Source organism: Duganella flavida (assembly GCF_009857445.1).
Taxonomy (GTDB): domain Bacteria; phylum Pseudomonadota; class Gammaproteobacteria; order Burkholderiales; family Burkholderiaceae_D; genus Rugamonas; species Rugamonas flavida.
The window spans coordinates 1-14,693 of record NZ_WWCN01000022.1 but is presented as its reverse complement, the minus strand read 5'-3'; the positions used below and the strand labels follow the sequence as shown (position 1 = coordinate 14,693).

15 protein-coding genes are annotated in these 14,693 nt (G+C 55.0%); 11 read left to right on the top strand and 4 right to left on the bottom strand.

All coding sequences use genetic code 11. The features are described from left to right. The first annotated feature begins 72 nt into the window (after positions 1–72). Positions 73–519, top strand: coding sequence for a hypothetical protein (locus tag GTP46_RS25855; protein WP_161009509.1), 447 nt, complete (start codon positions 73–75; stop codon positions 517–519). On the opposite strand, the gene GTP46_RS25850 is transcribed toward GTP46_RS25855, so the two are convergent. Further along, a complete protein-coding gene (locus tag GTP46_RS25850; RefSeq protein ID WP_161009508.1) occupies positions 520–1,446 on the bottom strand; it encodes a lipase secretion chaperone in 927 nt (308 codons plus the stop codon). It abuts the gene before it with no gap. Further along, positions 1,446–2,360, bottom strand: a complete 915-nt coding sequence (locus GTP46_RS25845) for a lipase family alpha/beta hydrolase (protein WP_161009507.1) — start codon at positions 2,358–2,360, stop codon at positions 1,446–1,448. Before GTP46_RS25845 ends, GTP46_RS25850 begins: the two co-directional genes overlap by 1 nt. 161 nt (positions 2,361–2,521) lie before the next feature. Between GTP46_RS25845 and GTP46_RS25840 the strand changes: the two genes are divergently transcribed. Beyond that, positions 2,522–3,202: a TetR/AcrR family transcriptional regulator gene (locus GTP46_RS25840; RefSeq protein WP_202414434.1), complete on the top strand. Its 681-nt coding sequence runs from the start codon at positions 2,522–2,524 to the stop codon at positions 3,200–3,202. Positions 3,203–3,215: 13 nt separating this feature from the next. On the opposite strand, the gene GTP46_RS25835 is transcribed toward GTP46_RS25840, so the two are convergent. Beyond that, entirely contained in the window at positions 3,216–5,567 is a 2,352-nt protein-coding gene (locus GTP46_RS25835; protein WP_161009506.1) for a penicillin-binding protein 1A, read from the bottom strand. 150 nt (positions 5,568–5,717) lie between these two features. On the opposite strand from GTP46_RS25835, the gene glpD reads away from it, so the two are divergent. Beyond that, a complete protein-coding gene (gene glpD, locus GTP46_RS25830) occupies positions 5,718–7,250 on the top strand; it encodes a glycerol-3-phosphate dehydrogenase (RefSeq protein WP_161009505.1) in 1,533 nt (510 codons plus the stop codon). A gap of 157 nt (positions 7,251–7,407) precedes the next feature. Continuing rightward, positions 7,408–7,965: a hypothetical protein gene (locus tag GTP46_RS25825; RefSeq protein WP_161009504.1), complete on the top strand. Its 558-nt coding sequence runs from the start codon at positions 7,408–7,410 to the stop codon at positions 7,963–7,965. Between the two features lie 116 nt (positions 7,966–8,081). Here the strand turns inward: GTP46_RS25825 and GTP46_RS25820 are convergent, their stop codons facing one another. After that, on the bottom strand, positions 8,082–8,708 hold the full coding sequence (locus tag GTP46_RS25820; RefSeq protein WP_161009503.1) for a PEP-CTERM sorting domain-containing protein: 627 nt from the start codon (positions 8,706–8,708) through the stop codon (positions 8,082–8,084). A 737-nt stretch (positions 8,709–9,445) separates the two neighbouring features. Here GTP46_RS25820 and GTP46_RS25815 point away from each other — a divergent pair. From GTP46_RS25815 to GTP46_RS25785, 7 genes are all read left to right on the top strand, one after another. Further along, entirely contained in the window at positions 9,446–9,739 is a 294-nt protein-coding gene (locus tag GTP46_RS25815; protein WP_161009502.1) for a DUF7684 family protein, read from the top strand. Between the two features lie 151 nt (positions 9,740–9,890). Then, positions 9,891–10,211, top strand: a complete 321-nt coding sequence (locus GTP46_RS25810; protein WP_161009501.1) for a YunG family protein — start codon at positions 9,891–9,893, stop codon at positions 10,209–10,211. Positions 10,212–10,277: 66 nt separating this feature from the next. After that, positions 10,278–10,841, top strand: a complete 564-nt coding sequence (locus tag GTP46_RS25805) for a hypothetical protein (RefSeq protein WP_161009500.1) — start codon at positions 10,278–10,280, stop codon at positions 10,839–10,841. Positions 10,842–10,971: 130 nt separating this feature from the next. Next, a complete protein-coding gene (locus tag GTP46_RS25800; protein WP_161009499.1) occupies positions 10,972–11,403 on the top strand; it encodes a hypothetical protein in 432 nt (143 codons plus the stop codon). A 448-nt stretch (positions 11,404–11,851) separates the two neighbouring features. Beyond that, complete coding sequence (locus GTP46_RS25795; RefSeq protein WP_161009498.1) at positions 11,852–12,433, top strand: hypothetical protein; 582 nt, start codon at positions 11,852–11,854, stop codon at positions 12,431–12,433. An 83-nt stretch (positions 12,434–12,516) separates the two neighbouring features. Further along, positions 12,517–12,723: a hypothetical protein gene (locus tag GTP46_RS25790; protein WP_161007280.1), complete on the top strand. Its 207-nt coding sequence runs from the start codon at positions 12,517–12,519 to the stop codon at positions 12,721–12,723. A 106-nt stretch (positions 12,724–12,829) separates the two neighbouring features. Further along, the gene (locus tag GTP46_RS25785) at positions 12,830–13,606 is read left to right on the top strand and encodes a hypothetical protein (RefSeq protein WP_161009497.1); all 777 of its coding nucleotides are present in this window, start codon (positions 12,830–12,832) and stop codon (positions 13,604–13,606) included. Positions 13,607–14,693: the final 1,087 nt, after the last annotated feature.

Genomic DNA, 14,693 nt, shown 5'->3' with positions numbered 1-14,693 from the left:
GCAGATCAAATGACGCCTGCACACAGGTGTTAGCGTGATGGCTCATCGATAGCGCTTTCAAGGAAAGCGATCATGCCAGACACCAATGGAAACGAAGGAGTTGAAAAGGCCGGGCGACCTGCCTATGATGTACGTTTCGCCGCCATCGAAGCCCGTGCCGCGGCAGTGGAGACCGATGTGGCTGTGATACACGCGAGTTTTGCCACCAAAGATGATATTCAACTGTTGCGTTCGGAAATGCGCGATGGCCACGAGCGTATCTTAGCCTTGTTGTACGAGCACAAGTTAGAGATGAAGACAGCAATGGCGCAGCAGCGGGATGATTTTAATGCAGCGCTAGCCAAGCAGCGGGAAGATTTCAATGCGGCGTTGGCCAAGCAGTGGGAAGATTTTCACACTGCTTTGACCACAACGCACATGGATTTTTACAAATTCCTTACGAATCAAGCCTGGAAGCTTTACGGCTTTGCCTCGGTAGTGATTGGTGGCGTGTATTTTATTGCGCGGTATGTGCATTGATTATTCGTAGGCCGGCAGGCGTTTTTGTTCCTCGGCGCTGAAGGTGCTGTCGCGCAGTTGCTGGAATGCGGCTTCGTTGGCGGCGGTTTGCTGCAGCTGACGGCGCTGAGATTGGTAGCTGCTGATGCGGCGCTGCCAGTCGGCTTCTTCGCGGTCGACGTCGGCCAGACGCGCGGCGGCGGCGGGGGAGATAGCGGCGGAGCGCAAGCGGTACACCTCATTGTCATCTGCCCCGCGTGCACGGGCTGCGGTGACGGATTCTTCCAACCTCAGTACGCGCGTCGGCGCTTCTTTTTCTTCGCGGGCTTGTTGCGGCAGGCGGGCGTCCAACGCTGCCAGTTTTTGCTTGCGCTGTGCATCGGTCAGGCTGGCATCGCTGCTGATTTCCAGCCGGGAGATGGCGTCCAGGTCGTAAGCGTCGCTGTCGCCGAACAGACCGGCGATTTCTGGTTGGCTGAAATAGGCGCCGCGCAGTTGCTGCATGGCCGTCAAGCGCTGGCGTGCGCACAGCACCGGATCGGCTTGCGCCGGCAGGCCGCGTTCCACATCGACCAGCGCGCGCTTGTAGGCCAGCCATGCATCCAGCAGGCGGCGTGCTTGCGCGGCTGGCCCAGGCTGCAGCCGGCGCTCCAGCTCGCGGATGATCTCGGTGCGGATGGCTTCCAGCGGGCGCTCGCCCAAACCGGCCAGATAGTAATCGAACAGGTAGGCCAGTTCCGCATTGACGACCAGCTGACCGTCCGCATTGACGCGCGCCGCGCCGTCCGGCAGCGTGCCGGCCATCGAGCGCACGAACGGGAAGTAGTCCGGCGAGGCGCGCTGCGCAGGCGCGGCCAGGGCGGCGGGACCGTCCTGCCGCATCAGCAGCAAGTAGGCCGCACAGCTGGCAACCGCAGCCAACACCGCAATGCGCAGCGCGATCCGCATCAGAGCCCCAGTCCCTGCAGGCGATTGGCCTGCTGGCGGTAGATGGTTACCGGATTGGTCTCGAACAGATTGGTGATGCCAATCAGCTGGTTCACCTCATCCAGATGGTTGAGCGCATAGTCGTCGCGGATCACGCGGCCCAGATGGCTGGAGCAGCTGCTGACCAGGCCATCGTTCTTGGCGCCGTCGAAGGCCAGCGAAGTCAGCGCCAGCACCGGATCACTGGCGTCCAGCACATTGGTGTAAGGCTGTGCACCGCTCCACGAAAAGTAGTACACGCCGCTTACCTGATACGCGCCTTCGCCGCAGGCCGACGTCGGCACGCCTTGAGGGTTGCGCGCGTTGAAGGCTGCCGTGCCGGCCGTGCTGAGCGAGGTCGCCGCCGCGCGCGCATTCTGCGGCAAGGTCGGGCTGCCGGACAGGAAGCTGATCAGGCCCGACACCGCATTCGCCACGCTGTACGTCACATTCGGCACCGCGCCGATCAGCACATCGGCCACGCGCGAGCCCTTGTTGACGCCGCCCACGCTGGTGACCGAGGCCACCAGGTCCGGCCGCACCGAAGCGACATAGCGCGCGGTTGGCCCGCCGTGGCTGTGGCCCACCAGATTGACCTTGGACGCACCGGTCGCCGCCAGGATCTGCTTGACCTGCAGCAGCAGCTGTTCGCCGCGCACCTCGGTGCTGTTGGCGGCCGATACCGAGGTCACATACACATCGGCGCCGCCGCTGCGCAGCGCCGAAGCGATGCCGTAGAAGTAGTCTACCGGCCCCACGCTGTCAAAGCCGAACAGGCCGTGCACCAGCACGATGGGATACTTGGTCTGGGTGTAGCCGGCCGCCCACGATGGCGCGGGCAGGGCGGCGAGAAAGGCAAGGCATAAGGTGAGGGTGCTCCAGATGCGTCGAGTCATGATGGTCTCCGGTGGTTATGGTTGTCTTCAAAATGTAGCACCGGCGTACAGGCCTTGCAGTCCGCACGCACGGCCTTGGGAGCCAATCTGCGGGCGTCGTGAGCGTACAGAGGCTCGTGCGCTATAATCGATTGAGAAAAATACACAACACAGGGACAACCTTGGCGGCGCAATTCGACTTCCAACAATTTCAGGCTGTGACGCCGCTGGACGGCGTCAATATCTGGGCATATCTGCTCGACCGTTATGCCGACCGCATCACGGTGAAGCGCCGCAAGCCGGCGCTGGAGAATCTGGAGAAAATTTTCAACGCCACCTTCAAGCTGGCCAACGAGGTGGGCTTCCGCGCCATGAACCTGCGCGACTTGTGCGGCGAGACCGGGCTGTCGATGGGTGGCTTGTATGGCTACATCAGCAGCAAGGATCAGCTGGCGGAAATGATCGAAGACGTGGTGCGCCACGCTACCCACGAGCTACCCAAGATGTACACCGACATCGCCGATCCGCTGGACCGGCTGGAGGCGCTGATGCGTGCCTCGATCTATGTGTCGGAAATTTTGCAGCCGTGGTTCTATTTCGTCTTTATGGATTCACGCGTGCTGCAGGCGGAGCAGCGCAGCACGGCCAAGGAATCGGAGATGCACGTGCAGGCGCTGTATGCCGACGTGATCGCGCAGGTGCCGGGACGACCGCAAGGTAGCCCGGATTTGGTGGCCGCGCACATCATGGCCATGTTCCAGGACTGGTACGTCAAGCGCTGGAAGTACCGCGCGGCCGATATCGATCCCGACCGCTTCGCCAACAGTGCCGTGCGGATGATGCGCGGCTATCTGTCGGCCTAAGCGTCGGCCTTAATTAGCGCGCCGGGCCGGTTGGCACCGGTTTGATGTTCTCCGCGTTTGGCGCCGCCGGCGCTGCCGGTGCAGCAGGAGCTGCCGCTGCGCCGGCAGCCGCCGGCTCCACGTTCTCAGCACCGGCCGGCTCTTCATCCATATCCAGCGAGTGGCGCGCGGCGTCACCCGTGAATTCATCGTACAGCCATTCGCCGTTCACCTGCGTCAGGCCGATCGGCACCGGACGGTCCAGCGGCGGACGGCTTTGCATCGCTACTTTCATGTAGTCGATCCAGATCGGCAGCGCTGCGGTGGCGCCAAACTCCTTGCCGCCCAGCGAACGCGAATCGTCAAAGCCCATCCACGATACCGCAACGATGCCGCCGCCGTAGCCGGCGAACCAGCCGTCGACCGCATCGCTGGAAGTACCGGTTTTACCGGCGAGGTCAGGGCGGCCAAGGCGCGCCACTGCGCCGCCGGTGCCGCTGCGCGTCACTTCACGCAGCATGGAGTCCATCACGAACACGTTGCGCGGATCAAGCACGCGGGCTTCGTCCGGCAGCGCGGTGCGCGGCTTGGCTTCCTGGATGATCTTGCCGTCGCCATCGACGATTTTGGCGATCAGGTAAGGCTCGACCGAGTAGCCGCCGTTGGCAAAAACCGAGTAGGCGCCGGCCAGCTGCGCCGGCGTCACCGAGCCGGTGCCCAGTGCCAGCGTGAGATTCTTCGGATGCTTGGCCAGGTCGAAGCCGAACTTGCCAAGATAGCTGTGCGCATACGGTACGGTGATGGCGCGCAGGATGCGCACCGAGGCCACGTTCTTCGATTCCGACAGCGCGGTGCGCATCGAGATCGGGCCGTCGAATTTGCCGTCGTCGTTACGCGGCGACCAGGCTTCGTTGCCGGTTTCGGCGCCGGTCAGGTTGAGTGGCGCGTCGTTGATGATGGTAGCCGGCGAGAACCCGCGCTCCAGCGCTGCCGAGTACACGAATGGCTTGATCGAGGAACCGGGCTGGCGCCATGCCTGCGTCACGTGGTTGAACTTCTGCAGGTTGTAATCGAAACCGCCCACCATGGCGTGGTAGCCGCCGCTGACGGTGTCCAGCGACACGAAGGCCGCCGATACCTGCGGTACTTGGGTGATGATCCAGCCGTTTTTATCGCCCTGCATGATGCGGATCACGGCACCTGGACGTAGGCGCACGCCTTCCTTGGCCTTGTCGCTCAAGGCGTTGGTGACCAGGCGCAGGCCGTCGCCGCTGATGGAGATTTCTTCGCCGGACGGATTCTGCACCTTGACTGCTTTCGGGCCGGCGTCCAGCACGACGGCGGGAATCAGGCCGTCGCTGCTTGGGCGCTTCTGCAGTGCTTCTTCGATAGCGTCGTCGCGTTCCTCTTCGCTGGCCGGCAGCGTGATGAAGGCTTCCGGGCCGCGGTAGCCGTGGCGCTGGTCATAGTTCAGCACATTGCGGCGCATCGATTCGTAAGCGGCCTTCTGATCGGCCTTCAAAATCGTGGTGTAGACGCTGATGCCCTTGGTGTACGAATCTTCCTTAAACTGTGCGTACACCGCCTGGCGCGCCAGTTCGGCCACATATTCGGCGTGGACGTCGAAGTCCTGGCCTTTGCGGCTGATGTGCAGGGTTTCGTGCAGCGCCTTCTGGTACTGCTGGTCAGTGATGAAATCAGCATCGCGCATGGCGCGCAGCACCAGTTGCTGGCGTTGTTTGGCGCGCTTTGGATTCACGGCCGGATTGTGGCGCGCAGGATTCTGCGGCAGGCCGGCCAGCATCGCCATCTCGGCGATCGACAGCTCTTTCAGCGACTTGCCGAAGTAGGTCTGGGCGGCGGCGCCGAAACCGAACGAGCGCTGGCCGAGGTAAATCTGGTTCATGTACAGCTCAAGGATTTGGTCCTTGTTGAGCGTCGCCTCGATTTTCAGGGCCAGCATCACTTCATTCAGTTTGCGGCCATAGAATTTGTCGCGCGTCAGGAAGAAGTTACGCGCCACCTGCATGGTGATGGTCGAACCGCCCTGGCGCATGGCGCCGCCGAGATTAGCTTTGGCCGCGCCCAACGCGCGTTTCCAGTCGATGCCGTTATGTTCGTAGAAGCGCTTGTCCTCGATCGCCAGCACGGATTTCTTCATCAGTTCCGGAATGTCCTTGACCGGCACGAAATCGCGATGCTCTTCGCCGAATTCGCCGATCAGGGCATTGTCGGCGGTGTAGACGCGCAGCGGGATTTTCGGACGGTAGTCGGTGATGGTTTCCAGCGACGGCAGGTTGGGTGCTACGTAAAGCAGCAGGTAGGCGAGCAGCAGGCCGCCGGCGACCAGCGCTGCAAGACCGGCGGCAATGGCGGCACGTATCATATTGCGGCGATTAATCCAGGCGGGTAGGGAGTTCGAGGTTGTCAAAACATCATCTCTCAGTTGCAGAAGTATCCGCGATTATAGATCATGCCTATTGTTACTTGACGTCACTTGTCGTAACGTACAGGTATACAGCTCCAAAGGGACCATATGGCGGAACCGCAGCACATACTCGATTGCGATGTCCTGATCATCGGCGGCGGCATCAACGGCGCCGGTATCGCCCGTGATGCGGCGGGTCGCGGGCTGTCGGTCGTACTGTGCGAGAAGGATGACCTGGCGGCGCATACGTCGTCGGCGTCCACCAAGCTGATACACGGCGGCCTGCGCTATCTCGAATATTATGAGTTTAACCTGGTACGCAAGGCGCTGATCGAGCGCGAGGTGCTGTTGCGTGCGGCACCGCACATCATGTGGCCGCTGCGCTTCGTAATGCCGCATGCGCAGGGCCAGCGGCCGGCGTGGATGATACGCGCCGGGCTGTTTTTGTACGATATGCTGGCGCGCCGCGAACTGCTGCCGGCATCGGCCGGTATCAACCTGCGTACCCACGCGGCAGGCAAGCCTTTGAAGCCGGAGTTTGAGCGCGGCTTCATTTATTCAGACGGCTGGGTGGACGACGCTCGGCTGGTGGTGCTGAACGCCATCGACGCCTGCGAGAAGGGCGCGACCATCCTCACGCAAGCCGTGTGCTCCAAGCTGGAACGCAAGACCGCCGATTGGGAAGCGACGCTGTTCAAGCCGAGTTGCGGCGAAATCCGCGTCAACGCGCGCTACGTGGTGAATGCGGCGGGACCGTGGACCGCCAGCCTGCTGCAATCAGCGCTGCCGAAGCAGGACAGCGGCCACCTGCGGCTGATCAAGGGCAGCCACATCGTGGTCAAGCGCATCTTCGAGCATGACAACGCCTACATTTTCCAGCATCCCGACGGACGCATCGTGTTTGCGATCCCGTATGAGCACGACTTTACGCTGATCGGCACCACCGACCTTGATTATCAGGGCGACGCCAACGCGGTCGCCATCAGCGAAGACGAAATCGCCTATCTGTGCCAGCTGGCCAGCCAGTACTTCACGCAACCGATTACGCCGGTTGACGTGGTGTGGACCTATTCCGGCGTGCGCCCGCTGGTGGAAGACGGCGCCGACGCCAAAGCCGTCACGCGCGATTACCGGTTGGAAGTGGACGACGACGGTCCGCCGATCCTGAGCGTCTTCGGCGGCAAAATCACCACCTTCCGCAAGTTGGCGGAGGAAGCGGTCGACCAGGTAGCCAAAGCGCTGGACAACCGCCACGGCGGCTGGACCCACAACGCCTGCCTGCCGGGCGGCGACTTATTCGGCGCCGAGCCGCACAACCGCTCGGTGCTGGAATTCAGCAAATGGCAGGAGGCGCAGCTGGCACGCTACAGCGGCCTGCCATCAGCGCTGGTGACGCGCTACTGCCGCACCTACGGCACCCGCATCCACACCCTGCTGGCCGATCGTATCGACATCGCTTCTCTAGGCGACGAAATCGCCCCCGGCCTCTACGCCACCGAAGTGGAATACCTGCGCCGCTACGAATGGGCGCGCACCGCCCAAGACATCCTCTGGCGCCGCACCAAGCTAGGCCTGCACCTGCCAACCGACGCCGCCGCGCAACTCCAAACCTGGCTCAACGCCCACCCGCTGGCTCGATAGCCCGATTCACTTCGCTTCACTCAAGCTAGTGAGATTTCACGCATTTTGCAGAGGAGCAAAAATGCTATCTTTAATGCTATTGGCTGTGTATAGGCACTAGCGGTTGGCAGGTGTCGGCCAATAGCTGACTATTACCAAAGCAATTTTTAGAATAGAGATGAGAAGACTCAGCACAATTTTTGGAGCGGTAATATTGGCCTCTGTGTCACAAGTCTCCGCACAGCTACAAGAGGAAAGCTCAGGTCAGGTAATCGCCGAAGCTGTGGCCAAGCTCGCGCGAATTGATCAAGAAGTAGATATCCGTGCTATCGAGCAGGAGTTGAAGCTGCCAAACTTAAACGAACAGATCATTTGGCAAGGGCCTTTTAGTGCCCATTCATCCCCTAGATTCTTCGCGTATTACGATCCCCCTGCATCCGAATTGGGAATCAAGAAGGTCGTTATTCACTGGAGCTTAGAGCAGTCACCGCCAAACAAACCGAAGATTCTCAATGTTCTTAACCTCGAACTTGCTAGCATGTCGTGTCCCACTACAACATCCCTCGAGGCTGCATTAGGGAGCAAACCGATCGAATTCTCCGTTCCAGGCCATGACGGAGGACCATCGTATAACACGACAAGCTTTACCGTCCCGCAGCGCAACGGAGATCCGGTTTTCGTGAGTTTTGGCATTGACACATGTCAAATTAGCATATCTCACACCCGCGACCTGTGACGCTAATGAGGTGGCAGACAACGGTGCCGAGCCGCTGCGGTTCGAGGCGGCAGTACTTAATCCGAAAGTAATTTCAGCGTATCCTGGAGAAGCGCGCTGACCGGGCCGGTCATGGATCAGGCCTTGCGGCGCTTGATCCAGCCTATGAGACCCAAGCCCGCCGCCAGCATGGCGTAACTGGAAGGCTCTGGGACGGCGGTGGTGAGGACAAAGTCCTGGCTGGTCGGGCTTTCCAGTTTCTGGACGGTGTAGATAGCGCTCTGGCCGAGTGTGTCAAGGTAGCCTTGTGCAATGTTGTGCACAGTAGCATTGCCGCTTTCGGTGAAATTGCCGGCACTCAGATTGTAGCTGCCGCCTTGCTCATACATTATCTCCCAAGTGGCCAGCTGAAACGCCGCAGAAGTATTGCCATCGACCACGTCGCCCAAATGGCTGGTGAACAAGCGAGCTAAGTCGTGCGACACGGTAGTGCTCAGAGCGACTACGGAATAGTCGGTATATGTGGTGCCCCAATTGAAGGATTGGTACAGATCGACACAATACGTCTGGAAGGTACCGCCATTCAACTGACCGCTGAAGCCGCCGGCCGCACCGCTGTAGGCGTGACTATCAATTGAGTTAAAGACTGATACGTCAGCCCAGCCATTGGTCCAGCTATTAAGTTGGACGGTATCGGCCGAAGCTTGCGTCGAGCACAGAGCGAAGCAGGCCATAACCAATGAAGCGGAAAGCAAGCGATGCATGATGATCCCCTCAAAATGTTGATGTAGCAAGGTATTAAAAATACATCGACCAGTGTCAATTTGCAATCTATTTTGCTCGTTTTAAAATGATTGTCGTGGCCAAGATACGTTTCTAAAATGCAATAATCATTATGGCATTCAGGCTAACCCATTCTCAATCCTGTTCATTTTTGATAGTCCTACCATGAGCTCTGTCGTCTAAGAGATTTCGGGGCCGTAGTGCCTGCAGTGACAATGCGTGAGTTTTTCAAACGAGCAAGATGCTACTCTGCATGGAGCAGACCGAATACGGCCATAACCGGAAAGTCGCATGAGCGCCAGGGTTGGTACAGCACAGATAGTTTATTGAGGAAAAGATGCAATGGCTGTAAAGACAATCGCAATGCTGCTACTTGTGACGGCCGGATATGCTGGGTGGTGGGCGTTGTCCAACGACGCTATGGTGTGGCTAGTGGCCGCCAGCAGCCTGTTGCTGACTTCTCTCGGTTTAGTGTTGAAACGAGTCTGGGCAAAGTACCTATGGTACGTCATCGCAATCGTAACAACCGCTTGGTGGGTCGTAGCGATTTTAAGTTTGCTGCACAGGGGCTGGCCGATAGCGTCCGCGCAGGAATCGGTAATTTCTTTGATTCCTGGTGTACTGCTGCTAGGAATTTGTATTGGCGGAAGTATTGCAGTACACCGGCAATTTAAAGCACGTTAGGCGCAAGTCGGCCAAATGCGGACCCTTTTAAAATATGGCTTACTCTGGAAAAATTGTTTTGTTTTCGAAATCCGAATATCGTTCCGAGCAGGACGATGGGTTTCTGCGCGAATTGCTTCAGGACCGTATTGAGCTCTTTTGCGTACTCGGCCAGGACGCCGATAAATGGGAGGATGCTCTGGACTGGATTTGCGTTGGCGAGGATGGGAGTGGACAGCATCTCATCATCACTACCTGTCATCGGAACGAATCGTTAGAAGAGGTGGTCGCGTTCGCGAAAATGTTTAAAACCGGCCACGAGCATGCGGTTCAAGTGGTCGAGCGATAATGCTGCAACCGGCCAATAGCGGCCCTACGCGATAAGAGGATATAGATCGGACTGCACAATGGAGCGTCATCCTCAAGATTTTATGCTTCACCTTAGAGACGCGCTCACTGCTTCATGAGACAGGCAAACCGCTTATTTAGGAGCGGAACAGATGGGCAATCCAGCCTTAGGCCAATGCTATCCTACGCCCCGGACGGTGCAGTATTACTATCCCAAGACAGAGATCCTCAAGGGGAAGGTATGGACTGGAGAAGCGCTAGAGATCCATTTCTGGAATGGACTTCGCATCGGGGAGGACTGGCGCCATATTGATGTAACCTGGCAGCAGTTTCCGGCCAACTCAATCGTTCAAGAATTCACGGTCGTCAAGCGCGAACAATTGAATGATAGCGATGCAACGATGCTACGCTGCGCGCTGCTGTTAAAACGGGTTGAGGACTATCTAAAAACTCGCTCCTCCGCTATTGTTTAGACTGCAACCGGCCAAGAGCAGTCAGTGGCAGCACGCTCTACCTCCTAAAATCAAACTGAGCGAAGTATGAATTTACAAGAAATCCTCTCGGGGGAACGCGAGCGCTACGTACGGTTCCTCTTGCACGCAAGGGACGACATCACATCGAAGCTTCCCAGCACCGTCAGCGAACTACTACTTAGCATCAACAATGATGCGATACCTTATCCATATCGATACTTGCGCGTCGATCTGATGAGCAAAACCGATGATGGGCAGAATAAACCAACGGAAGTTCGAATTGATTTAGATCCAAATTTCAAACCACAGATGTACAAATTTGGTCCGTTGACTTTGGAGCTGCACCCGTTTTTGTGGAACCAAGTGCAGATTCTGCTCAACAGCGCGCCCAACAATATCAAGCAAATCGAAGATTGGATCACGCACTGGCTCGATATCGAAGATCAAGGCGGAATGAATAGAGAAGGGCTAAGCGGCGCGGTTCATTCGTTCACACAGCTACAGAAGACGGGAGACTGGTGGCATATGACGGGTGACTTTGGAACAGCTCCAATCGAGGCTCTAGTTGAGCTCATCAATCTTATGGCTAACCAGGGAATTACGCATATCGGCATCCGGAGCCATGGATGAAAGCGGCTTCCTCGCCGCCACATTTTCCGACGCCTGACGGCCAGTACAGGACGTTGAAAGCAGCGCCAAATTTTCGGTTTAGATACACAGTAGGCTTTTTGTTTTGCAGCGATAACATAGGGAAGAAAGAATGAAACAAACAGTCAGCGCGATATTCTTAATGAGCTGTTTTCTCATCTGCCCATCTATGGCACAGACCGGCAAATCGAGCCTGGCAGTGAAGAAAAATACTGATTACCTGATAGTCGACTACACAGCAATCAACTTCGAAACAAATGAATCTGAGCTGGTAAAAATGTTTCCATCCGTCAGGTGCGAGCAAATGCCGAACCCTCAGGTACGCATGTGCAGGCTTCCGGTAGCCAAGGGACAAAGCATTTCTTATTTATACTTTTCAGGCAAGCTCATAAACATCAACGGACGGACTAGGACTAAGATGGCCAAGCCTCCGCAAATGACTTGTGACGCTGCTAGAGCACAATTTCGTGCATGCCAGCAGCTTGGTGAGCACGCTTTTGTGGATTGCCTAGCCAAGATCAATGCGCCTCCAGGTTGCCGCTAAGATTTTTGACTACGTAACCCTGAGTTATACTCAATTCGAGTGACGGCACCAATCGGCCAAAAGCAGACTACCTTGATTTGAAGGCACAACAATATGGGCGGAGAGATTTTAATCTATATCGCAGCGGGCATTGGCTTGTGTATCTTTGTATTTCTGATCGTGAGATGTATAAAGCCACGTACAAGGACGTATGCATTGCCGACACTTGTCCTTTCAGCATGTGGCGGAGTGTATGCATCTACAGATACGGCATTGACAAATGTTCCATTTCTTTTCTTTTCGGGTTTTTTCGTCGCGTCACTCGTTTTTGGCGCACAAGCCCATGCAATCCGCTGGTTGAATGAGCGAAATCCATAGTTGTTTATGGCTCTTCCGCTTTCGGCCATAAAAGCGGTCGCCTATTCGTAAATCCTGAAAGGTTGAAGTATTTAGAAATAAAAATTTCGATATGATTAAAAATCACATAATTTTAATTATCTTTCTTCTTTCTGGTTGCGCCAATCAAATGGAGAGGAATAGCAATACTCCCTCTAACCAGAGCCATCAGAATGCTAGACTTCCTGACGGTATTTGGAAAGGAACGCTCCAATTAGTTGGGGCATACTCTGATAATACTGACACGAACTCTGATGGAGAGAAAATTGAAAAAACTACCGATTTCATGGTAACGATTTGCGATGGCAAAGGTATGTTTTGGCCTAAATTAGATGATGAAAATTATAGTATTTCGTTAACGGAATATAAAAATGACTCAAATTATGGAAATCATTTAATTTATTTTCAAGATGCCGATAGAAATGACAAGGTAAAACCTAGTTGGGTGGAAACCCAATCCATGTTACTCATTGAGGTGAGTCATAATGTATTGCGTGCCCAATGGTCTAGATCTGTAAGCAATCCGAAGCTTGGTGAAGAAAATAAGGAACGTAATTTTTTCATTAGCGGCATTGGACCGCTAAAACGTACTTCCGATGGCTGTCCAGTTGAGATGCTACAAATCTACAAAGAGAGAATGGAGAAATTGCAGTAATATTTTGAATAAGGGGCTGCGTCGTGTTCCGGCCAGGATCGGTCACCTAGGTTTTATTCTTGGTTCTCTGTTGAGGAACGCAAATGGAAGAATTGGCCTTCACATATAGAAAGATTGAAGGGGCTTTGCAAAGCTTTAACCCAGCCTGTGCTGCCGAATTTCAAAAGGTCTGCGAGCATTCCACGCCGAGGAAAGTTTTTTTATGGCTAGAAAATTTGAGAATTCATGAGAATCTTCCGAAAAATATTCAGGACGCTATCACAGACTTCTACTGGAAAAATTGTTACTGAGAGATGAAATTCATGTCCCAAAACGGCCAGGAGCCGTTACTCAATCAAATCATGACATCCAATACCACAGCTTGGCGTACTCACCCGCTTGTCTGGGGAGGCGAATATGTGGTTTCTGTTCCCATCAACAGACAGGCTGCAAGCTTTTCACCGGCACAGCATTATCGCCTTGTTGATATCGCATACAGTCGGTACGATTCAGCGACTGTCTTCACCTTCACATCGGATGGTGCCGAAACGCCAATTCAATGGTGGTGGCATGATGATGAGCCTGACTCGCTCCCATCGGAGCTGTTTCGTGGGGCTAATTGAGAAGGCTCGATTCGGCCAACTGCGGACATTAGCGAAACGCAAAAAATTTGGATCTATGACTCGATACTTTTTTCCAATACTATTAATGGCCTGCTCAACCGGATATGCATGGGCGGATGAACCACTACCGTCTCCTGAGACCCAAACCGTATGTTCTATTTCGGGGAGGTTCTGTGCGACCGCTGATATCCACGCTCAAACCACTTCACTGAGAGTGAAATCAACAGGAGAGTTGCTTGGGGTAGTTCCGGGATGGCATCGTTGGATATTCGTGTCCGATGACGGGGAAACAATTGCAATTGGGTATGAGGGAATGAATTTGGTGCCGCGTAGCGTAACTTTGGCGGAGCCAATCATCCTCTTATACAGCCGGAATAAGTTGGTGCGCACGGTTGTGCTTGGGGATTTGTTCGACAGCATAGTGGAACTTACTCCAACCATGTCTCATTATGCTTGGGGCAGTATACAAAGTTTCAATAAATCAAATCAGTTAGTCGTCTCATTGGTTACTGGCTCTTATTTTGCAATACCAGTCCATACCGGAAAGCTCGAGCGCGTGCATTTCGATTGAAAATACTGTTATCGGCCAGAAGCTGACGGAGTCTTTAAAGTTGAACTTGGAGCGTAAATGCAGGTAGCAATCAAGGTTGGCAAGTGTTGTTTGCTTCTACTGATCGGGATTTCGTTATAGGTTTGCCTACGGAACATTGTATTTTGCCGTCGGTGGTTGCTTCCTTGTGCTAGCCATATTCACGATTCCGTGAGGTGCTTGTACCCGAGACAAGTGTCCAGTTTCCAACGCTAGAGGAACCAAATTTAACTTTGGGGCGACAACGCCTGGAGTGGCAAAGTGTGAGCCTTTCATGCGAGCAAGATGCTAAGCTCTCTGATGTTGGCTGGGTACGGCCAGAACCGGACGTTACGCATCGTAATAGCAATCGAATCAATCATACTTTTGATGGAAGTGAATGTTAGATGCTACCTTCGATGTGCTCCAACATTGCGGCAAAACTCTTTAGCCACCGATGGTGGTTTTTCCTTATTTCTGTCGCAGCATTTGCTGGGCTGGCAATAATTTTATCTTACGTTCCCACTAGGGTGGGTTGGATAGCTGGAACGCTTGCCGGACCACTTATTATTATGCCCTGGGGATTTTTGTGCCTGTGTTTTTGGTTTCATCCTGAACGAGGAAATCTTCAGCCGGGGAGTCGCTTCGTCGGAAGATTGCCTCGATGGGCACAGTCGGCAGTGAGGTGGTATGCATCAATATTCTTAGTAGTTTTTTTCGTGGCAGGTCTAATTGTCTGGCCCCTGTTTTCGCTGACAATTGGTTAATTCCGGAGGCGGCCAGGTGCAGACGTTGCCAACTATTGCATCGAGTTTGATATTTTCAAATTAGCTGGCGATGGTACGTTATGTCCTTGGCAGTATGGAAATCCGCCTGATGGTTGCCGCTAGCGGCCACCAGCGGCCCTTGATAAAGGAAGATATTTGATGAAACGTACTTTATTGCTTGTGTGGTTTGTAGTAACGCCATACTTGGCCCAGGCCACCAATGTCGCCGATGAGCAGCTGATTGAACGCGCAGTGCGTGACTATATCGAATCACAACACCAAGCTGACCCAGTGCGCATGGAGCGTGGAATAGATACTAAACT